Source organism: Vibrio sp. 10N.286.55.E10 (genome assembly GCF_002872555.1).
GTDB lineage: Bacteria > Pseudomonadota > Gammaproteobacteria > Enterobacterales > Vibrionaceae > Vibrio > Vibrio crassostreae.
Genome location: NZ_MCSD01000005.1, coordinates 1 through 20,416, shown reverse-complemented (window position 1 = coordinate 20,416; position 20,416 = coordinate 1). Strand labels below are relative to the sequence as shown.

General features: G+C 45.3%; 17 protein-coding genes and 2 tRNA genes. 4 read left to right on the top strand and 15 right to left on the bottom strand.

Annotation, left to right across the window (positions count from 1 at the left end):
- Nucleotides 1-69 precede the first annotated feature (69 nt).
- The 3 genes from rpsF to rnr all read right to left on the bottom strand — a co-directional run bounded on the left by rpsF (nucleotide 70) and on the right by rnr (nucleotide 4,143).
- On the bottom strand, nucleotides 70-459 hold the full coding sequence (gene rpsF / locus BCV39_RS04825) for a 30S ribosomal protein S6 (RefSeq protein WP_004741278.1): 390 nt from the start codon (nucleotides 457-459) through the stop codon (nucleotides 70-72).
- A 269-nt stretch (nucleotides 460-728) separates the two neighbouring features.
- Entirely contained in the window at nucleotides 729-1,469 is a 741-nt protein-coding gene (gene rlmB / locus BCV39_RS04820) for a 23S rRNA (guanosine(2251)-2'-O)-methyltransferase RlmB (RefSeq protein WP_017063180.1), read from the bottom strand.
- Between the two features lie 172 nt (nucleotides 1,470-1,641).
- The gene (gene rnr / locus BCV39_RS04815; protein WP_050647227.1) at nucleotides 1,642-4,143 is read right to left on the bottom strand and encodes a ribonuclease R; all 2,502 of its coding nucleotides are present in this window, start codon (nucleotides 4,141-4,143) and stop codon (nucleotides 1,642-1,644) included.
- Nucleotides 4,144-4,390: 247 nt separating this feature from the next.
- On the opposite strand from rnr, the gene BCV39_RS04810 reads away from it, so the two are divergent.
- Entirely contained in the window at nucleotides 4,391-5,800 is a 1,410-nt protein-coding gene (locus BCV39_RS04810; RefSeq protein ID WP_102433513.1) for an amidohydrolase, read from the top strand.
- Between the two features lie 128 nt (nucleotides 5,801-5,928).
- Here the strand turns inward: BCV39_RS04810 and BCV39_RS04805 are convergent, their stop codons facing one another.
- On the bottom strand, nucleotides 5,929-6,564 hold the full coding sequence (locus BCV39_RS04805) for a tetratricopeptide repeat protein (RefSeq protein WP_048661600.1): 636 nt from the start codon (nucleotides 6,562-6,564) through the stop codon (nucleotides 5,929-5,931).
- A 73-nt stretch (nucleotides 6,565-6,637) separates the two neighbouring features.
- Between BCV39_RS04805 and BCV39_RS23260 the strand changes: the two genes are divergently transcribed.
- The gene (locus tag BCV39_RS23260) at nucleotides 6,638-6,808 is read left to right on the top strand and encodes a hypothetical protein (protein WP_155410753.1); all 171 of its coding nucleotides are present in this window, start codon (nucleotides 6,638-6,640) and stop codon (nucleotides 6,806-6,808) included.
- A gap of 57 nt (nucleotides 6,809-6,865) precedes the next feature.
- Here BCV39_RS23260 and BCV39_RS04800 read toward each other — a convergent pair whose 3' ends face one another.
- Complete coding sequence (locus BCV39_RS04800) at nucleotides 6,866-8,182, bottom strand: adenylosuccinate synthase (RefSeq protein WP_010434108.1); 1,317 nt, start codon at nucleotides 8,180-8,182, stop codon at nucleotides 6,866-6,868.
- Nucleotides 8,183-8,354: 172 nt separating this feature from the next.
- Between BCV39_RS04800 and BCV39_RS04795 the strand changes: the two genes are divergently transcribed.
- Complete coding sequence (locus tag BCV39_RS04795; protein ID WP_010434105.1) at nucleotides 8,355-8,543, top strand: DUF2065 domain-containing protein; 189 nt, start codon at nucleotides 8,355-8,357, stop codon at nucleotides 8,541-8,543.
- 158 nt (nucleotides 8,544-8,701) lie between these two features.
- Here BCV39_RS04795 and hflC read toward each other — a convergent pair whose 3' ends face one another.
- The 8 genes from hflC to tsaE form a co-directional block, all read right to left on the bottom strand.
- Nucleotides 8,702-9,679 carry a protease modulator HflC gene (hflC, locus tag BCV39_RS04790; RefSeq protein ID WP_055320231.1) on the bottom strand — a complete coding sequence of 326 codons (978 nt, stop codon included), beginning with the start codon at nucleotides 9,677-9,679 and terminating at the stop codon, nucleotides 8,702-8,704.
- 2 nt (nucleotides 9,680-9,681) lie between these two features.
- Nucleotides 9,682-10,884: an FtsH protease activity modulator HflK gene (gene hflK / locus BCV39_RS04785; RefSeq protein ID WP_102433512.1), complete on the bottom strand. Its 1,203-nt coding sequence runs from the start codon at nucleotides 10,882-10,884 to the stop codon at nucleotides 9,682-9,684.
- A gap of 27 nt (nucleotides 10,885-10,911) precedes the next feature.
- Nucleotides 10,912-12,219, bottom strand: a complete 1,308-nt coding sequence (gene hflX / locus BCV39_RS04780; RefSeq protein WP_017059928.1) for a ribosome rescue GTPase HflX — start codon at nucleotides 12,217-12,219, stop codon at nucleotides 10,912-10,914.
- Between the two features lie 44 nt (nucleotides 12,220-12,263).
- A complete protein-coding gene (gene hfq, locus BCV39_RS04775) occupies nucleotides 12,264-12,527 on the bottom strand; it encodes an RNA chaperone Hfq (RefSeq protein WP_017059927.1) in 264 nt (87 codons plus the stop codon).
- A gap of 193 nt (nucleotides 12,528-12,720) precedes the next feature.
- Entirely contained in the window at nucleotides 12,721-13,653 is a 933-nt protein-coding gene (miaA, locus tag BCV39_RS04770; protein ID WP_048661597.1) for a tRNA (adenosine(37)-N6)-dimethylallyltransferase MiaA, read from the bottom strand.
- Nucleotides 13,654-13,750: 97 nt separating this feature from the next.
- On the bottom strand, nucleotides 13,751-15,922 hold the full coding sequence (gene mutL / locus BCV39_RS04765; RefSeq protein WP_102433511.1) for a DNA mismatch repair endonuclease MutL: 2,172 nt from the start codon (nucleotides 15,920-15,922) through the stop codon (nucleotides 13,751-13,753).
- A 51-nt stretch (nucleotides 15,923-15,973) separates the two neighbouring features.
- Nucleotides 15,974-17,689 carry an N-acetylmuramoyl-L-alanine amidase gene (locus BCV39_RS04760; protein ID WP_102433510.1) on the bottom strand — a complete coding sequence of 572 codons (1,716 nt, stop codon included), beginning with the start codon at nucleotides 17,687-17,689 and terminating at the stop codon, nucleotides 15,974-15,976.
- On the bottom strand, nucleotides 17,683-18,147 hold the full coding sequence (gene tsaE / locus BCV39_RS04755; RefSeq protein ID WP_004735870.1) for a tRNA (adenosine(37)-N6)-threonylcarbamoyltransferase complex ATPase subunit type 1 TsaE: 465 nt from the start codon (nucleotides 18,145-18,147) through the stop codon (nucleotides 17,683-17,685). Before tsaE ends, BCV39_RS04760 begins: the two co-directional genes overlap by 7 nt.
- A gap of 240 nt (nucleotides 18,148-18,387) precedes the next feature.
- On the opposite strand from tsaE, the gene queG reads away from it, so the two are divergent.
- On the top strand, nucleotides 18,388-19,548 hold the full coding sequence (gene queG, locus BCV39_RS04750; protein ID WP_102433509.1) for a tRNA epoxyqueuosine(34) reductase QueG: 1,161 nt from the start codon (nucleotides 18,388-18,390) through the stop codon (nucleotides 19,546-19,548).
- 632 nt (nucleotides 19,549-20,180) lie between these two features.
- On the opposite strand, the gene BCV39_RS04745 is transcribed toward queG, so the two are convergent.
- Both BCV39_RS04745 and BCV39_RS04740 read right to left on the bottom strand, forming a co-directional pair.
- Nucleotides 20,181-20,256: transfer RNA gene (locus tag BCV39_RS04745), tRNA-Gly, on the bottom strand.
- Between the two features lie 75 nt (nucleotides 20,257-20,331).
- Nucleotides 20,332-20,408, bottom strand: a tRNA-Met gene (locus BCV39_RS04740).
- Nucleotides 20,409-20,416: the final 8 nt, after the last annotated feature.

The following is a 20,416-nucleotide window of genomic DNA, read 5'->3' as shown; positions in this document are numbered from 1 at the left end:
ATTATCGAAATAACTATCAACGACCTAAAACAAGTTGAGAATTTTTTAAGGCGTTAAGCCAAAAAAGAATTACTCAGCAGCTGCTTCTGGTTTAGCTTCTGTACGCTCTTCGCGACGAGGAGCACGCTCTGCACGCTCTTCTTTTTGCTTAAGCATAATAGATTGCTCAGTCACAGCGCCTTTAGTGCGCATGATCATGTTACGTAGAACTGCATCGTTGAAACGGAAAGCAGTTTCTAGCTCGTCAATCACTTCTTGACCAGCTTCAACGTTCATAAGAACGTAGTGAGCTTTGTGAAGCTTGTTGATTGGGTAAGCCATTTGACGACGACCCCAGTCTTCTAGACGGTGGATAGTACCGCCAGCTTCAGTGATAGAACCAGTGTAACGCTCGATCATGCCAGCAACTTGCTCGCTTTGATCAGGGTGAACCATGAATACGATTTCGTAATGACGCATTTGGTTGCTCCTTACGGATTATTAGCTTCCACGAGTGGCCCGGTCGTCCAGAGGAAGCAAGGAACTAAAGATAAATGACCGAGTTTTAAGGACGGCAAATATTATAGAAAGAACCCTGTATTGGCAAGTGATATTTGGCGAATAATGAAACAGTTTTTCTTTCGCCATCTAGCCATCCAGTAATCGCAATTTCCACCCTATTTGAGCAGATAAAACAAACGCCCACCACCTAAGTAATGAGCGTTTAATATTTAAATATTTTCAATCTATTACTGAGCTAAACGCTGGCGTACAGCTTCAAATAAACAGATACCGGATGCTACAGAAACGTTTAAGCTCGACACGCTACCTGCCATTGGGATCTTAATCAGATCATCACAGGTTTCACGCGTTAGACGACGCATACCGTCACCTTCTGCACCCATAACTACCGCAAGAGGGCCTGTTAGTTTCGCTTGGTAGATATCATGCGTTGCTTCACCTGCCGTACCCACAAACCATACGCCCTGCTCTTGCAGTGCACGCATTGTGCGAGCTAGGTTGGTTACACGCACGAGAGGAACTGTTTCAGCCGCACCACACGCTACCTTGCTTACCGTTGCTGTTAACGGTGAAGAGCGATCTTTCGGTACGATAACCGCAGCGACACCTGCGGCATCCGCGTTACGTAGACAAGCGCCTAGGTTGTGAGGGTCGGTTACGCCGTCTAGAACCAACAGCAAAGGCTGTTCATGCTGCGCTAGAATATCGTCTAGGTGAGTTTCATTAAGCTGCTTAGCAGGCTTCACCTTAGCAATAAGGCCTTGGTGATTCGCACCTTGTGCTTTTTCATCCAGCGGCTTACGACCCATCTGTTGAATCGACACACCAAACTGTTGCAGTTGGTTCAGTAATGGAAGAAGACGCTCGTCTTGGCGACCTTTCAGTACATACGCTTCGATAAAACGTGCAGGATCTTTTTCTAGTACGGCTTTCACCGCGTGAATACCGTAAATAAATTCGTTACTCATTGTCTCAACTTACTCTTATTGCTCAGAGAAGAATGACATCAAACCCGACGCATTCATCTCTGTATTGTTTATTTCGAGAGTATGCGTCTTGCGCCTGATACTCTCGCATTAAAGTCATTTCGTATTAAATCAGTTAGGCGCTAAACCTGATTAGCCTAGTGCCTTATTGACCTTAAGATTTATCAGCCTTTGGCTTACGGCTTGCTGCGCGCTTTTTCTTAGCACGAGCTTTAGCAGCACCGGTTTTATTCGCTGGCTTTTTCTTCTTAGCAGGGCCTTCGCTGCTTCCGTCAGGTCGCTTAGTTGGCTCAACCATAGGCTTCGCTGATACACCCGGCTTATTGCTCTTCACTGCTGAACGCTTCTTGCTTTTCGCCTTTTTCATCGCTTCAGCAGCACGCTTCTTGGCTGTTTTGCCTTTACCACGCGGCTGACGATCGGTGTCTTCTAAGTCAAAGTCGATTTGGCGAGTTTCTAAGTTAACCGCAGAAACCTTCACTTTAACCGAATCACCCAAGCGATAGATATTACCAGAGCTTTCACCCACGAGACGCTGACCAACAGCATCAAATTGGTAGTAATCATTCGCTAGCGCTGAGATATGTACCAAGCCATCGATGTGCAGTTCAGTTAGACGAACAAAGAAGCCGAAGCCAGTCACGTTGGCAATTACACCATCCATCACTTCACCGACATGGTCTTGCATGTATTCACACTTCAACCAGTCGTTCACTTCACGTGTTGCGTCATCAGCACGACGCTCAGTCATTGAACACTGCTCGCCGTAGAAGTCCATATCATCGAAAGTGTAGTGGTAACCACCGGTTGGCGTCCAACGTTCGCTGTTACGACCGCCTTCTTTCGCAATAAGGTACTTAATCGCACGGTGCAATAGCAAGTCAGGGTAACGACGAATCGGCGAGGTAAAGTGAGCATAGCGTTTAAGGGCTAAGCCAAAGTGACCCGCGTTATCCGCGTTGTAGACCGCTTGCTTCATTGAACGAAGTAGCATGGTTTGGATTAATTCACGGTCTTCACGTTCGTTAATCTGTTGCATCAGTTGCGCGTAGTCTACTGGTGATGGCGACAGACCACCTTCCAGTGTTAAACCTAATTCACTTAAGAAGCTCTTGAAGCCCATTAGGCGCTCTTCGCCCGGAGTTTCGTGAACACGGTACAGAGCAGGCTCTTTCGCTTTTTCTACGTAAGATGCCGATGCGATATTCGCAAGAATCATACACTCTTCGATGATCTTGTGTGCGTCGTTACGAATTACTGGCTCAATACGGTCGATCTTACGATCCGCATTGAAGATAAATTTGGTTTCTACCGTTTCAAACTCAATCGCACCACGCTCATCACGCGTTTTCTTCAGAACTTTGTACATCTTGTGCAGTTCTTCTAGATGCGGTACTTCTGGCTCGTAACGCTCACGAAGTTCTTCATTGCCATCTAAGATCGCGCCTACTTTATTGTAAGTAAGACGAGCATGAGAGTTCATGACTGCTTCATAGTGCTTGTAACCCGACAGCTTACCTTTGTCTGAGATAGTCATCTCACACACCATACATAAGCGGTCTACTTGAGGGTTCAATGAACATAAGCCGTTAGAAAGTACTTCTGGCAGCATTGGCACCACTTGTGACGGGAAGTATACCGAGTTACCACGGTTAATCGCTTCTTTGTCTAGCGCCGTATCTGGGCGAACGTAGTAACTTACGTCCGCAATCGCTACCCATAGACGCCAGCCGCCGCCTTTCTTCGCTTCACAATAAACCGCATCATCGAAGTCACGCGCATCTTCACCATCAATGGTAACCAATGGCAGCTTACGCAGGTCTACACGTCCTTCTTTTGCTTCTTCAGGAACATGCTCACCTAGGTTTTCGATTTGCTTATCTACCGCTTCAGGCCACTCTTGTGGGATCTGGTGAGTACGAATCGCGATCTGCGTTTCCATACCCGGTGCCATGTTTTCACCAAGAACTTCGGTTACTTTACCCATCATGTTACGAGAACGACCGCCGCGATCCGTAATTTCAATCACAACCACATTACCCATTCGAGCACCGCCTTTATGCTCAGTAGGGATCTGGATGTCGTGACTAATACGCGAATCATCAGCAACAACGTAAGAATGGCCGTACTCTAGGAAGAAGCGACCAACAAGTGGCGTTTTACGCTCTTCAAGCACACGAACCAAGCGACCTTCACGACGACCGCGCTTACTGTTATCAGTCGGCTGAACCAATACGTAATCACCGTGCATGATGGTTTTCATCTGGTGATGCGGCAGCACGATATCATTGTCCTTACCCACACTGCCGTCTGGGCGAACCCAACCATGACCGTCTTTATGACCAATCACATAGCCTTTGATCAGTTCCATCTTCTCAGGCAATGCGTAGCACTGACGACGAGTAAAGATAAGCTGTCCATCACGCTCCATTGCACGTAAACGACGACGCAGCCCTTCATATTGTTCCTCTCCAGCCAGACCCAAAGCTTCGAATAGATCGTTGCGGTTCATCGGAATATTCGCGTCTGTTAGAAACGAAATAATGAACTCTCGGCTTGGTACTGGGTTATCGTAATTTTTCGACTCTCGGTCGGCAAAAGGATCAACAGTGGTTGTCGCTGTCGTGTTTTCTGACGTTGGTGTGTTTTTTGACATAGGCGGGCCTGCTTAAGCAAGGAAGGTATATACCCCTAGTATATCTGATGCTAGGGGTAAGCTACAGATATGCTTTAGAAAACACTCAAATAACCTCAGATTGATACATATCTTCGCTTTGTGAAACATCGCTTCATAGACGTGGACTATCATCAAAATTTCAAGCAAACGATAAAACAAACGTTTGCGCCATGAATGAAATACACTATTATCCACGCACTTTACCAACTCCTGTTCTGAGTATGATATGAAACTAAAACGCACTTTATTGGCTTCAGCAATGGCAAGCCTAGCTCTATTTCCATTTGCGAGTTCGGCAATGGAAAAAGCTGACCTGATGATTACCGATGCCATGGTTCTAACCATGAACCAAGACAAAACGGTTTATGAAAGCGGTACTGTTGTCGTCAAAGACAACAAAATCATTGCGGTGGGTGATACTTCGCTAGAGAAGCAGTACCAAGCGAAACAAGTGTTAGACGTTGATGGCGATATCGTGATGCCAGGTCTCATCAATACTCATACTCACGTATCAATGACGGTTTTCCGTTCACTGGCCGATGATGTGCCAGATCGCCTGCACCGCTACATCTTCCCACTAGAGAAGAAGCTAGTATCGCGAGACATGGTACGCATTGGTGCGAACCTAGGTAACGTTGAAATGGTCAAAGGCGGTGTGACGACTTACGCCGACATGTACTACTTCGAAGATGAAGTCGCAAAAACCGTCGATAAGATTGGTATGCGTGCCATCCTAGGTGAAACGGTGATTAAATTCCCTGTAGCCGATGCAGCTAACGCCGAAGAAGGTATTAAGTACGCGTTGAACTTCATTGAAGAATACAAAGATCACCCACGCATCACACCAGCGTTTGCCCCGCATGCGCCTTACACCAACACCACAGAGATCCTGCAGAAAATATCTAAGCTCTCTCTAGAGTTAGATGTACCAGTAATGATTCACCTTGCAGAATCACATCGTGAAGAAGACAAAATCGCAGAGCGTTCTGATGGGTTATCTCCAGTTCAATACATGGACAGCATTGGCGCACTCAACAAAAACTTGGTGGGTGCACACATGATCCTAGTAGACGATCATGATATCGAACTGGTGAAGAAATCGGATATGGGCGTAGCTCACAACATGAGTGCTAACATCAAGTCAGCAAAAGGCGTATCACCTGCGCTTAAGATGTATGACGAGAATGTACGTATCGGTTTAGGTACTGATGGCCCAATGTCTGGTAACACACTGAGCACCATTGATGAGTTCAACCAAGTCGCTAAAGTTCACAAGCTAGTGAATAAAGATCGTGCCGCGATGCCTCCGATCAAAGTGATCGACATGGCAACAATGGGCGCTGCTAAAGCACTGCATATGGAAGATAAGATTGGTTCTCTTGAAGCTGGCAAGCTAGCCGACATCATAGTGATCGACACCAAAGCGCCAAACATGGTTCCGGTATACAACCCATACTCAGCATTAGTGTACTCAGCAAACTCGGGTAACGTTCGCCACACCATCGTTGATGGCAAGATCATCATGCAAGACCGCGACATGCTAACGGTAGACGAAGACAAGATTCGTCAAGAAGCACTCGATTTCACCAAGGTTGTTCGTGAAACGGTCATTGAGTCTGGTGAGGTTGTTCAATAAGCTCGCTATCGAATAGCATGACCATCTAAACGTAAAAAGCCCCGCACTAATTCAATTAGGCGGGGCTTTTTAAATCTTATTTCCTGTAACAATGAGTGCAGAGATCATTACAGTTTTTTTGCTCGGTATTACCAGAACACGTCTCGACGTTTTGCTCGAGCAATAATATTGTCTGGCATTCTCTGTTCCAGACCACTACGAAGCACAGTGATACGTCTGTGTTGTCTTTGGTCTGCCGTTACCGAGTTATACAACCAACGGTAAGCATCTTCATAATCCAATGGACTACCGTAGTCACGTAACAAGAGTTCAGCTAAGTGAATACTCGCACTTAGATTCCCCATCGAAGCCGCTTCACGTAGATACGGAATCGCCCGCTCTTTGTCTTGTTGTACCAAAGTACCACGAGAGTAATAACGACCTAACTGCTCTAATGCAGCGGGTAAACCTTGATGTGCCGCGTTTTCCATATAGTAAAGGCCAAGCTCTACATCTTGTGGAACACACACACCCCAAGCCAACATATCGCCGTATAAAAACTCATAAGAAGGCAAGCTAATACGCGTTGCACGAGCTACGATATCTTCAACTAACTGGCACTTATCAGCTTTCACTCGCTCTAGATGTTGATTATTTTCGATTAAATTAATCAGTTCAGCTTCTGTATATATTGGAACGGGCTCTCCCACATCAGCCAAATTAGCATGACTCAAGGATGAGCTCAGCGCCATTATCAATGAAGCTGCTACAATTCGTAGCTTCATACCTGCACTCTATTGTCTGTCGCTAAAGTTATCTATTGAGGGGTGCAGAGGATTTCTACACGCACAAAATAGGGTGAACTTCACTTTCCATGATATCTGTATCGGCAATAACCCTGATGGCTTTAGACAAAACTTGCCGCTAATGGGCAATATTTTGCCAGATGGCGTTCAAAAGATCACCAAAGACGGCTTCGTTTTCAAATTACAGGTACAAAAAAGCCGACTTAATAAAGTCGGCTTTTAGAAAACTATTTCATTATCAGAGCACGGTTAGTGCCTGGTAATAATCACTCAGCGGGCATTACGCGCCGTATGGGTGAACCTTGATGATAGTTTCGTTACGATCTGGGCCAGTTGATACAATATCAATTGGAACGCCAGTTAGGTCTTCGATACGCTTGATGTAATCTAGAGCAGCTTGTGGAAGCGCGTCGATAGATTTAGCACCAAATGTGTTTTCAGACCAACCAGGCATTGTTTCGTAGATTGGCGTCGCTTCTTCAAATGACTCAGCAGCCATTGGAGAAACTTCTAGGATAGAACCATCTTTCATCTTGTAACCAGTACAGATTTTTAGTTCTTCTAGGCCATCTAGAACGTCTAGTTTAGTTAGACACATACCAGATAGAGAGTTGATTTGGATTGCACGACGCATAGCAACAGCATCGAACCAACCAGTACGACGTAGACGACCAGTTGTTGCGCCAAACTCGTGACCAACATCGCCTAGGTGCTTACCAACTGGGTCTTGCTTCTCAAGGCCATCGTATAGCTCAGTTGGGAATGGACCTGAACCAACACGAGTACAGTAAGCCTTAGTAATACCAAGGATGTAACCGATGTGACGAGGACCGAAACCAGAACCTGCAGCAACACCACCAGCAGTCGTGTTAGAAGAAGTTACGTATGGGTAAGTACCGTGGTCGATATCTAGTAGCGTACCTTGAGCACCTTCGAACATGATCTTGTCGCCGCGCTTACGTGCTGCGTCTAGTTCGTCAGTTACGTCGATAACCATCGCAGTTAACATGTCTGCGTAGCTCATCGCTTGCTCAAGAACTTCTTCGTAGCTTACTGTTTCAGCTTTGTAGAAGTGCTCTAGTTGGAAGTTGTGGAATTCCATAACTTCTTTTAGCTTCTCAGCAAATGCTTCTTTATCGAAAAGGTCGCCAACGCGTAGACCGCGACGAGCAACTTTATCTTCGTAAGCTGGACCGATACCACGACCCGTTGTACCGATAGCTTTAGCGCCACGAGCGATTTCACGCGCGTTGTCGATTGCAATGTGGTACGGAAGAATTAGAGGACAAGCTTCAGAGATGAAAAGACGCTCACGTACTGGGATACCGCGATCTTCAAGAGGCTTCATTTCTTTTAGAAGTGCGTCAGGCGATAATACTACACCGTTACCAATAACACATTTAACGTTATTGCGTAGGATACCTGATGGAATTAAGTGAAGAACGGTTTTTTCACCGTCAATTACAAGTGTGTGACCTGCATTGTGACCGCCTTGGTAGCGAACCACGTATTTTGCATCTTCAGTTAAAAGGTCAACGATTTTACCTTTACCTTCATCACCCCATTGGGTGCCTAGAACGACTACGTTATTTCCCATCTTTCCAATTTCTGTTGCTAATTAAAAATGGATTCTAGCACTGAATCACACTTCTTGCAGTCACTTTTTGTCCATAAACGTTAACGCTGTACAAAAATAAACCAGCGATAACTGAGGGCGAATGTATGAAGATACTGATATCATTGCTTTTTTACAGACAAAAGGCAGAACCATGTCTCAATCAATTTGGCTCGCTATTGGGCTCGTACTTATTGTTGAAGGGCTCGGCCCCTTAATTGCACCCAATGGCTGGAGAAACATGGTCGCGCAACTGAGCGAACAACCGGACACACAACTGCGTCGCATTGGCGGTTGTCTTGTGGTGGCAGGAGCGGTTATCGCTTTCATGACCTACCGTTAGGTTTAGGTTTCTATAAGTAGAACGCTATTGAGCGCCTTCCCTCGCGCCCCCAATCGTAGATCTGAAAACAATAGAAAACAAAAAGGCTCCCGTTATGGGAGCCTTTTAAGTTTTAACGTATTTTGCTTATTGAGCTAAGCATTTACTAACGCATCAGCTTACTTTGCTGGAGCGCCGCTTGCTTGATTCATGTATTGGAAGAAGTCAGTCTTCGGATCCAGTACTAGAATGTCGCTCTTATCGCTAAATGATGTCTCATAAGCTTGCAATGAGCGCATGAAGCCATAGAACTCAGGATCCTTGCTGAAAGCATCAGAGTAAATCTTCGCTGCTTCTGCATCCGCGCCACCACGAGTGATTCGAGCTGTACGGTCAGCTTCAGCAAGAACTGTTGCCACTTCTAGTTCAGCTTGAGCACGGATAACTTCAGCACGCTCACGACCTTGAGAACGGTGTCTACGAGCAACCGATTCACGTTCTGCACGCATACGGCGGTAGATAGATTCACTGATTTCGTCAGGAAGGTTAATCTTCTTCATTCGGAAATCAACAACTTCAACACCTAAATCAGCCATAGCACTTTCTGACGTTCCAGACAAAACGTTTTCCATGATCTTATCGCGTTCGCCATCAACTTCTAGAGCTTCTGCAGCCGCTACCGTTGTGACGACTTCGCTATCAGCAGAGTCTGGCAGGATGTCCTTATTACGAGGACCTGACACGATCTGCTTAATTTCACGAGAACCAATTTCAGAACGAAGAACATCTGTCACTTTACGCTCAAGAAGTGCTTCTGCCGTCATGATATTGCCGCCGCCAGTACTCAGATAAAAACGTCCAAAATCAGCAATACGCCATTTTGCGTAGGTATCAATTAGAACGTCTTTTTTCTCTGACGTTACGAAACGGTCAGAACGACCATCCATCGTTTGAATACGAGCATCAAGTACTTTTACGCGATCAAACAGTGGCAGCTTAAAGTGCAGGCCTGGTTCATAGATTCGTGATACGCCGTTGTCATCGAGAACTCGACCAAAACGAATTACCATGCCACGCTCGCCTTCTTGAATCACAAACAGTGACATCAATAGAAGGGCAATCGTCACAACTAATACAGGGATCATTAATTTACGCATTATTAGTATCTCCCTTGACGTGAACTGTCTGAACGAGTTTGAGTGCTAGACTTTGGATCCGCTTGTTTTTCTAATTCAATTTGATCGTAAGTTGATGATGCTTTTGCAGGGCGAGTGCCTGACTGAGAACCACCTTGTGCGCCTAGCTTATCAATTGGTAGGTATAGCAAGTTACCGCTTGATTCAGAATCAATCAGGACTTTCGATGTGCTTGAGTACACTTTTTCCATTGTATCTAGATACATACGGTTACGTGTTACTTCAGGAGCTGCTTGGTATTCAGGTAGCAGTTTCTCGAACTGAGCTACTTGACCTAGAGCACCATTAACTGTGCGCTCTGAGTAACCCACCGCTTCTTTCTTCAAACGCTCAGCACGACCTGTTGCTTTTGGAAGAATATCATTTCGGTAAGCTTCAGCTTCACGTTCAAAACGCTCTTCATCCTCACGAGCCGCGATAGCATCATCAAATGCATCTTTCACTTGCTCAGGTGGACGTGCTGACTGGAAGTTCACGTCAACAATCAGAATACCCATGTCGTAGCTATCAATAATACGGTTCAACGTTTCTTGAGTGCTTTGACGAATCTGCTGACGACCACTTGTTAGGATACTATCCATTAGTGAGTCACCAATTACCGCACGAAGCGCAGAATCGGTTGCTTGGCGTAAACTGTCATCCGCATTCGTTACACGATACAAGTACTTGTATGGGTCAGAAACACGGTATTGAACACCCATTTCAACGGTCACAACGTTTTCGTCTTTAGTCAGCATGGTGCCTGACGCGCGTAGAGAACGAATCGCTTGAACGTTTACTAGCTGCTCATCTTTGATTTCATCGATGAAGCGTGGGTGCCAGTTAAGACCAGGTTCTTCGATACGGTCGAATTGACCCAGTCGAAGTACTACTGCTCTTTCTGCTTCGCCAACGGTGTAGAAACCAGCGAAGAACCAGATAGCAATCGCGATAACGGCAATGACACCAAAGCCAATTGCACCGCCACCACCGATAGATGGCCCGTTACCGTTGCCACCCTTTTTACCAAACTTGCCACCTAACTTTTGACTTAGTTTACTAAACACTTCGTCTAGATCTGGCGGTCCTTGATCTCGGCCGCCGCGATTATTTTTATTACCCCAAGGGTCATTATCGCGGCCGTTATTATCGCCGTTGTTATTATTTCCAGGCTCATTCCACGCCATTAGAAAGCTCCATCATTTGATATGACGTTATACTGTAGCAGTCTCTTTGGTAACGATAAAGTCACCTAAGAGCGCCCCTTCTCTTTTTTCAAGTTTAGACCAATCTATTTGTTGCATTCGGATATCTATCAACAAGTTACCATTTTCATCATACTCTTCTTGTTGAATACATTTCATCTCAAAGAATAAGCTGCGAATACGGCCCTGATGTTGATGTGGAATACACAACCGGAATTGAACCATCTGGCTAGCTAAACGCTCAGTTAAAGCTTCAAACAGCAGTTCAATACCTTCTCCTTCCATTGCAGAAACCCAAACAGCGCGAGGTGCGCCCTCTTCGTCTCTTTCAATTCGAGGTTTTTGGTCTTCCATGCAGTCAATTTTGTTCATGACTACAAGGGTTGGCACTTCATGAGCATCGATTTCTTCTAATACTTCATGAACAGCCTGAATGTTCTCACGAAAACGGTCATCACTGGCATCAACAACATGTAACAAAATGTCAGCTTCCTGCGTCTCTTGTAATGTTGCCTTGAACGCAGCGACCAAGTCGTGTGGTAGATGACGGATAAAACCTACGGTATCTGCGAGAATTGCAGGACCGACATCTGCCAAATCAATCTTACGTAGTGTTGGGTCTAAGGTTGCAAACAGTTGGTCTGCCGCATAAACACCCGCACTTGTGATGCGATTGAAAAGTGTTGATTTCCCTGCGTTGGTATAACCAACCAAAGAAATTGTTGGGATTTCAGCTCGATTACGAGCACGTCGTCCTTGTTCACGCTGCTTAGCGACTTTCGCTAAACGACGCAGTATTGCCTTTATACGGTCACGCAACAAACGTCGATCGGTTTCCAGTTGAGTTTCACCTGGACCACGAAGACCAATACCACCTTTCTGCCTTTCAAGGTGAGTCCAACCACGAATCAATCGGGTAGAGATATGACGAAGTTGAGCGAGCTCAACTTGTAGCTTACCTTCATGAGTTCGCGCACGTTGTGCAAAGATATCTAAGATCAAACCCGTGCGATCAATCACACGACATTTACACAATTGCTCGAGGTTTCGCTCTTGGGCAGGAGATAGGGAGTGGTTAAAAATCACAATTTCAGCACCGGTTAGCTGAACAGCTTGTGCGATTTCTAGGGCTTTACCTTCTCCAACGTAGTATTTAGGGAGTGGGGATTGTCGGCTACCAGTAATCACTTGTAGCGTTTCTACCCCCGCTGAGGAGACCAGCATTTCACATTCACTTAGGTCTTCCCACTCTCCCTCTTGCGTGAAGTTGATATGAACAAGTACGGCTCGCTCGCCGGATTCATAACGGTCAAACAAGCAACCAACTCCTTATTACAGCGTAAGCTGTATCAATTGAACGATTAATCTTCAGTCTTCTCTGGACGATCAGATGGCGTGCGTTGCTCGCCGCTGTGGTGACTAACTGCACGTGCAGGTACCACAGTAGAAATCGCATGCTTGTAAACCATTTGGTTTACTGTGTTCTTCAATAAGATCACGAATTGATCGAAAGACTCGATCTGACCTTGCAGCTTAATGCCGTTGACAAGATAGATAGAGACTGGAATGCGCTCACGACGGAGTGCATTTAGGAATGGGTCTTGTAGCGATTGCCCCTTAGCCATTTTATTTTCCTTATTTGTATTTTGTTGTAATTATTTAGCTAGTGGTGCACAAAAAGGTGCGGCCTTTGCATCTGAGCTAAATGAATAAAAAAACTCCGTTGTTATTGAAAGGCTGTGATTTTTTAAAAGCCTCAATAACGGATCCTTTCCAGAGTATATTCACGCAAAAGCGATCACATTATACACAGCAATACTAATCAGATGCTATTGCATCTGAAAGAGTTTCTAACGCTTGATCAATGTTTTCGCTATCTAACCAAGTTAAATCATCCCAACTGCGCAACCAGGTGATTTGTCGCTTGGCCAACTGACGGGTTGCACAAACACCACGGAAAACCGCTTCGTCTAAATCACAATTACCGTCTAAATAATCCCACATCTGCCTATAACCAACGCATCGGATCGATGGCAGTTCAGGATGAAGATCTTCTCTGGCGTGCAACGCCTTCATTTCCTCTTCAAATCCTGCTTCTATCATCTTCTCGAAACGCAGCTCAATGCGGCGATGGAGTTCTTTCCTTTCCTTGGGAGCTATTGCAAATTGTTTTACACGAAATGGCAGGCTATCGCCTTTCGTTTGAGTTAGCTCTGTTAATGTTTTACCCGAAATTCGGTAAACTTCCAATGCCCTTGAAAGCCTTTGTGGATCATTTGGGTGTATTCTTTCAGCGGATACGGGATCTATCTCTCTTAATTGATCGTGCAATGCCTGCCAACCTTGTTCGATAGATTCAGCTTCAATCTGCTTACGAATCTCTTGATCCGCTGCGGGTAATGGCGATAAACCTTCCAACAATGCTTTGTAGTAAAGCATTGTGCCACCAACAAGTAGCGGAATTTTGCCTTCCGCTACAATCTTATTCATTTCATTGATCGCATCACGACGAAAATCTGCCGCAGAATATGCTTCGCTTGGATCCAAAATATCAATCAAGCGATGAGGTGCAAGTGCAAGCTCTTGCGCATCCGGTTTAGCGGTGCCGATATCCATGTCTTTGTAGATAAGTGCCGAATCGACGCTGATGATCTCTACTGGGTATTTCTGACGTAAGCGGATAGCTAAATCTGTTTTTCCTGACGCCGTTGGGCCCATTAAAAACAACGCTAAAGGTAATTTTTCAGTCATGATATTTTGTATTTGCTTCTCTGTTTTAGCGCTTTTTAGCAAAGGGCTTTGTGTCGCGACGTATTCAGCTAAAAAGACAAATGTCGTCGCGAAAAAATTAAACCGTAAACGCGGCTATAGTCGCTGAAAAGTCGATAGGATTAACAAACTCAGGATCATCTAATGGAAGTAGACCATGCCAAAGTTGTTCAAGTTCCCCAACTAGTTGAACCGCTTCAGATAAAGTGTAGTCGCTTTTTACTTGTGCGGTTTGAATCCCGATCCAGTTAACCAATGATAGCAACAGGTCACTGGAAACATTAGCCGAGTGATTATCGACAATCTGAGCATTTAATGAAGCCGTGTAAGATAACAGATCTGGGATCAAAATTTGTAAGTTTTGCTGCCTTAAAGGAGAAGGTACGCCCATCACCATTACCGCCTCGCTGTTTCGCGCCTTAAGCTCAATCCCCAATAATGCCAGTGTTTGGTTCAACGCCTTTGCAACTTCGACAAGCTCACTGCCAAGCTTAATCGATAAGGGTACCAATAGTGGTTGGCTTTTTAACGCCCCCCCTCGAGTATCAAGCTGACCAACAACACGCAACAATTCAGCCTTAGCCAAAGAAACCAACACACTGCCGTTCTTATTACCCATCACCAGATACTGACGTTCCACAATCGAGACGGCTTTGCCCAAGTCCGTTACAGGTGCTCTTAGCTTCGAGTTAACGGGATTCTGTTGGGCAGGCTTAGCTTCTGTTGGCGCTGTTTGTGCCACCTGTTCTTGAGGAGGGGTGAGATCCACGGTGTGCTCATCAAAGTCTGGCGTTTTTAAAAGCTCTTTATAGGCCTTAACTTCGCGCTTTGAGGGTGCTGGCTCAGCATGATGTTGATGTGACTCTTTCTCTTTTTTAGGTTCAGGTCGAGACTCTATCCATTCTTGGCGAGGAGAACCGGTAAAACTGGTTTCGCGAGCCGACGAGCCTCCGCTCGGCGATGAACTTCGGTTGGCTGGTGAGCTGTAGCGCTGCCCGCCATCATTAACGCTGTGTTGAGGCTGGTTATAGGCTTGTTCAGATTCTGCTTTTCTCGGATAGGCTGGAGTCTGTTCAATCGCATGTCGCACTCTTTCAGAAACCTGCGATTGTTCCGAATGAGCTGGGGCATCGCTTTCTGGAGCGCTAAAACTCGTCGTCTCTTCCACTTCAGGCACCGAACTATCCTGTTGATAATTAGGGGCTTCTGATTGGTGGAAAGCGGATTGATTAATAGGCGCCGCATCAATCTGCTTGCTCTGTGCTAAACCGTCACTCAATGCTTGGTAAATAAAGTCATGCACAAGGCGAGCTTGATGGAAACGTACTTCATGTTTGGCAGGGTGAACATTCACGTCGACTTGATGCGGGTCTAGCTCAATGAACAACACATAAGTTGCAAATTGGTCTGGGCGTAGGCTGGTTTCGTAGCTTTGACGAATCGCATGGTTGATCAGCTTGTCACGCATCATACGACCATTTACATAGCAGTATTGCAGATCGCTTTGTTGTCTTGCTCCTTCTGGCGTGGTGATCCAGCCATGAAGTTTTAGACCTTGGTGCTCAAGTTCGATCTTAAGCATATGGCGAACAAAAGGATTACCACATACTGCAGCGATGCGCTTTTCTGCTTGAACTTGTGTTTTAGCAGCGCGGTACTGACGAATCATTTTGCCGTTATGACGAAGGTTGATCGTCACATCAAAGCGACTCAATGCGATGCGTTTAAGCAACTCATCAATATGCGTGAATTCGGTTTTCTCGGTGCGTAAGAATTTGCGACGTGCTGGCGTATTAAAGAACAGGTCCAACACCTCAACCGAAGTACCAATGGGATGCGCTGCAGGCTGCAGTTTCACCTGCATATCACGGCCTTCACTGTGTGCCGCCCAAGCTTGATCTTGAGTAGCAGGGCGTGAAGTCATGGTTAAGCGCGCAACTGAACTAATACTCGCGAGCGCTTCACCACGGAAACCGAGGCTGACGATCGCCTCAAGGTCATCAAGGGTATGGATCTTAGAGGTAGCATGACGGCTCAGCGCCAAGGCGAGCTCATCTTTAACGATGCCCTTGCCGTTGTCACGAACGCGGATCATCTTAGCGCCACCTTTCTCGATATCGATATCGATACGTGTCGCGCCGGAATCCAAACTGTTCTCAACCAACTCTTTCACAACAGAAGCGGGTCTTTCTACCACCTCACCCGCTGCGATTTGGTTAGCTAGCCGAGCTGGCAGTATTTTGATCGTCATATTTATAGCTACCTTACTGCCATTGATGGAAACATGTCTGTGTTAAAAAACTTATTTGTGCGGAATAATCAACACCTGCCCCACCGCGAGGCTGTCAGATCGTAGCTTATTTGCTTGGCGAATGCTGTTAACGCTCACGCCATATTTCGACGCAATCTTGCCAAGATAATCGCCCCTTGCAACTTTGTGTTTGCGCAGAGGAACATCTTTTACTTCAACCGTAATACGTAACTTTTGGCCCACTCTCACCGTCTCTGATTTCAAACGGTTCTCACGTTTAATATCAGCCACCGACACTTTATAGCGGCTGGCGATCTTACCTAGGTACTCTCCAGACTTAACCGTGTGAGTGATAGTTTTCGTTTTAACAGCACTGCTTGATGATGAACTTGAAGCGCTGCCTGGAATCTTAAGTATTTGGCCGATAGCTAGGCTACTCGATTTCAGATTGTTGAACTTCATCAACGTCTGTGTCGACGTACCATATTTGCTCGCAATCACAGACAAAGACTCACCACGAGAGACTTTATGTTGGCTCACGCTGCCCGTTGATGATGTCGCATTCGATAAGATAATCCCTTCTGGCGGGTTAGCTTTCAAATACTTAACAACGGCTTTAGTCACAGAACGGGCCAGCTTGTCTTGGTGCGAACGTTGGAAGAGCAGCTTCTCTTCCGTCGGATTCGAAATAAAGCCTGTCTCAACCAATACCGATGGAATCTGTGGTGAGCGTAATACCGCTAAGCTGGTGTTAATCGGCTTACTGTTATGCAGCTTCGCGACTTTACCCATTTCAGACAGAATCGCCGTTGCCAGTTTATAACCCTCTTTTTGAGAGTGACTAAACTGCAGATCAAGCAGAGTTTGATTTACGTTCTTATCATCAATATTGCCAGTGAAAGCCGCACCGCTACCACCGAGTAATTCAGACTGCTTCTCTTTGTTCTCGATCCATCGAGAGATCTCGGTATTTGCGCGTCGAGTATTCAACACAAACACCGAACCACCTCTTGGTTGAGGGGTAGTAAAGGCATCCGCGTGAATAGAGATAAACAGATGAGCTTCGTTTTCACGAGCAATCGCGACACGTCGATTCAGGTTTACAAAATAGTCAGCATTACGAGTCATACGGGTTTTGATCCCCGGAATCGCATTCAATTGAGCTGCTAACTTCTTAGAAATACTCAGAGTCGCATTCTTCTCATATTTACGAGATGGGCCGATTGAGCCAGGATCTTCACCACCGTGGCCAGGGTCAATCACGATCAAAATGTCTTTCTGACGTTTAACCTGATTAATGTTCTTACTTACCGTTGGCTTACTTGGCTTCGATGTCGCTTTACTTGCCGCACCATGAGGTAAGTCGATCACCAAACGGTGCCCATACTGACCACCCGGAGTCGGGCTCAGTTTGAACAACTCTGCTTTAGACGACTTCTTTAATTCAAAAACCAAGCGATAGGTGTTTTTGTCTGGCGGTGAACTCTTACGAATCTTAGATAGAACAGGGCTATCTTTCACCACGACCGGTAACTTAGTCGCAAGATTAGTGTTCTTTAAATCGACCACTAAACGACTCGGGCTACTCAGGGTGAAATAGCTAAAGTCCGCTTCTGATTTTAAGTCGATCACCACACGAGTTTCTTCTGGAGAAGGCCAAACCCTTAAACTTTTCAGTGAGTTTGCAGAAACAAGTGAAGAAAACAGTATAGAAAAAACAGCAGCCATTATGGCCACTGCTGAAATAAGGCGTTTAGAAATCAACATAACTCCAACTGACTAAGTAAGCGCTGTCCGTATTCACTATTAGCGGTTAAAGAAACAATACGGTGATCGTCTTGGTAACGAATATCAATATCCAAATCGGCTTCTGGTAGCATCCCATAACCTTTCTCAGGCCATTCAACCAAACAGATAGCATCCGGAGTAAAGTAGTCACGAATTCCCATGAACTCTAACTCTTCAGGATCGGCTAGGCGATAAAGGTCAAAGTGGTACACCTGCCAATCGGCAAGTTGATAAGGTTCGACTAGAGTATACGTTGGGCTCTTTACATTTCCTTGATGGCCAAGTGCTTTTACAAAGCCACGACTGAAGGTCGTTTTACCTGCGCCAAGATCACCATGCAGATAAATCGTCGTCTGCTGTGAGCAAAGATTAGAAAGCTCCGTTCCTAATTGAATCGTTGCTTGTTCATCTTTCAAAGTAAATTGTTTCGTGCTCATGAATACGTTCTCTAAAAATCGATCGTTGACTATATAAAAATCAAAAGAACAAGAATAGTAAACCGTGATGCTTTTGGGAGACAAGCACTCAAGTGTAAGTTCTATGAAAAATACTGCTCAAAACGCGTCTGTTCTGGTCAACACCACTAAGATCCGTTAAGATCCGCCCCCATTTTTGCCGAACCTAATTTTAATTAGCCTTATCTCTAATTGTAAAACAGAGAAAATAAGAATTAAGCCATGAATCTAGACCATCTTGCTGAAAAAATTAAAATCTGGGGAAAAGAGCTAGGCTTTCAAAAAGTTGGCATCTGCGATATTGATTTAAGTGAACACGAAGCCTCCCTTCAAGCATGGCTAGATGCGGGTCACCACGGCGAAATGGATTGGATGGCTCGGCATGGGATGATGCGTGCACGCCCTGATGAACTTCACCCTGGTACAATTCGAGTGATCAGCGCTCGAATGAACTACCTACCACCGGAAGCTCAGTTTGCCTCTAACCTAAGCGATACTACTCAAGGCTACATCAGCCGCTATTCTTTAGGCCGCGACTATCACAAATTGTTCCGTAACCAGTTGAAAAAGCTGGGACAAAGAATTGAAAAAGAGGTCGAAGGTTTAGACTCACGACCTTTCGTTGATTCAGCGCCTATTTTGGAAAGACCGCTCGCTCAAAAAGCAGGGTTGGGTTGGACAGGTAAACACTCATTAATTCTTGATAAAGACGCTGGCTCTTGGTTCTTTCTCGGGGAGCTGTTAGTTAACATCCCTCTTCCAACGGATGAACCCAGTGTCGATGAGTGCGGCAAATGCACCGCATGTATCACTTCTTGCCCAACGGGTGCCATTATTGATGATGGCGTGGTGGATGCGCGCAAATGTATATCGTACTTAACCATTGAATATGATGGTGTGATCCCGGAAGAGTTTAGAGACGCCATTGGTAACCGTATCTACGGTTGTGATGATTGTCAGTTAGTTTGCCCATGGAACCGTCATGCCGAACTCACAGAACAAACCGACTTTCACCGCAGAGAAGACTTCCAAGAGGCTGACCTGGTTGCACTTTCAAGTTGGGACGAAGCGACCTTCCTAAAGAAAATGGAAGGCTCCGCAATAAGACGTATCGGCCACACCCAGTGGTTGCGCAATATCTTTGTTGCGATGGGCAATGCGCCATTTCAACAACGCATTGTTGAAACCCTGGAGTCCCATCAAGGCAAAAACGAAATGCTAGATGTCCATATTGAGTGGGCTTTGAATAAACAACTACAACAGTTACCTAACGCTAGCGGCGTGCAACAAGATAACTGTGTGCAAAAAAGTAACAGCAAAATCTCCACCAAAAAGCACAGACTGATACGTATTGTTGAGAAAGGACTACCAAGAGACGCTTAACGCTTTATATACCAATGTATGGCAGGCGAGCCCCCACTAACAGTCCAACATTTAAGACAACTCGTTGCACATAATTTTAGAACAATGTTTGACCTTGTTCTCAATTCTAGCAATGTGGAAAAAATTCAGAACTCTCGTAAACTTCCGACACCCGCACAAAGTTAAACACAGTACCGATAAATGATTAAGATCAAAAAACAACAAGTTAACGATCTTTTATCAAATCCAAGATAAGCATCCAACTTGATAAAAAACAATAAGTTACGATCGCCACAATTCATCTAATATATTGAAAACAAGAAAGATCTTTTAGGGATAGGTAAAGAATTAAGCCTGAAATAACTTTATCAACCAAGTTATCCACACCTAACATTTTGTGGATAAGTCTGTTTATAGATGTGAAAAACCTCAAGTATCTGCTTCAGAGACCTGATGTTTACTAGCATTCCAGTTGCTAAGAAAAATTTAAGACAAAAAAATATCCACCATGATGGAGGATTATTTGCTTTTTGGGGAGATTATGCTTCGCAGCATTAAAGAAAGAGCGTGACCTTTAAGGTCGCCTTTAAACTCTGTGATCTAAAGAAAAACACGGTGGTTTAAAGAGTCTTAATAGCTTTTTAGAAGAAAGCTGGAGCGATACATCGGGTTCGAACCGATGACCTCAACCTTGGCAAGGTTGCGCTCTACCAACTGAGCTAGTATCGCATTAGTTAATCGCTGCTCTTACTGCCTTGGGCAGCTCTTACCGCCTTGGGCAACAGATAGCGCTTAACTGTAATGTGGTTGCGGGAGCCGGATTTGAACCGACGACCTTCGGGTTATGAGCCCGACGAGCTACCAAACTGCTCCATCCCGCGTCCGGATG

Bases quoted from the DNA above. Each gene is read 5' to 3' on its own strand.
- rpsF (WP_004741278.1), bottom strand. From the start codon at position 459: ATGCGTCATTACGAAATCGTATTCATGGTTCACCCTGATCAAAGCGAG.
- rlmB (WP_017063180.1), bottom strand. From the start codon at position 1,469: ATGAGTAACGAATTTATTTACGGTATTCACGCGGTGAAAGCCGTACTA.
- rnr (WP_050647227.1), bottom strand. From the start codon at position 4,143: ATGTCAAAAAACACACCAACGTCAGAAAACACGACAGCGACAACCACT.
- BCV39_RS04810 (WP_102433513.1), top strand. From the start codon at position 4,391: ATGAAACTAAAACGCACTTTATTGGCTTCAGCAATGGCAAGCCTAGCT.
- BCV39_RS04805 (WP_048661600.1), bottom strand. From the start codon at position 6,564: ATGAAGCTACGAATTGTAGCAGCTTCATTGATAATGGCGCTGAGCTCA.
- BCV39_RS04800 (WP_010434108.1), bottom strand. From the start codon at position 8,182: ATGGGAAATAACGTAGTCGTTCTAGGCACCCAATGGGGTGATGAAGGT.
- BCV39_RS04795 (WP_010434105.1), top strand. From the start codon at position 8,355: ATGTCTCAATCAATTTGGCTCGCTATTGGGCTCGTACTTATTGTTGAA.
- hflC (WP_055320231.1), bottom strand. From the start codon at position 9,679: ATGCGTAAATTAATGATCCCTGTATTAGTTGTGACGATTGCCCTTCTA.
- hflK (WP_102433512.1), bottom strand. From the start codon at position 10,884: ATGGCGTGGAATGAGCCTGGAAATAATAACAACGGCGATAATAACGGC.
- hfq (WP_017059927.1), bottom strand. From the start codon at position 12,527: ATGGCTAAGGGGCAATCGCTACAAGACCCATTCCTAAATGCACTCCGT.
- miaA (WP_048661597.1), bottom strand. From the start codon at position 13,653: ATGACTGAAAAATTACCTTTAGCGTTGTTTTTAATGGGCCCAACGGCG.
- mutL (WP_102433511.1), bottom strand. From the start codon at position 15,922: ATGACGATCAAAATACTGCCAGCTCGGCTAGCTAACCAAATCGCAGCG.
- BCV39_RS04760 (WP_102433510.1), bottom strand. From the start codon at position 17,689: ATGTTGATTTCTAAACGCCTTATTTCAGCAGTGGCCATAATGGCTGCT.
- tsaE (WP_004735870.1), bottom strand. From the start codon at position 18,147: ATGAGCACGAAACAATTTACTTTGAAAGATGAACAAGCAACGATTCAA.
- queG (WP_102433509.1), top strand. From the start codon at position 18,388: ATGAATCTAGACCATCTTGCTGAAAAAATTAAAATCTGGGGAAAAGAG.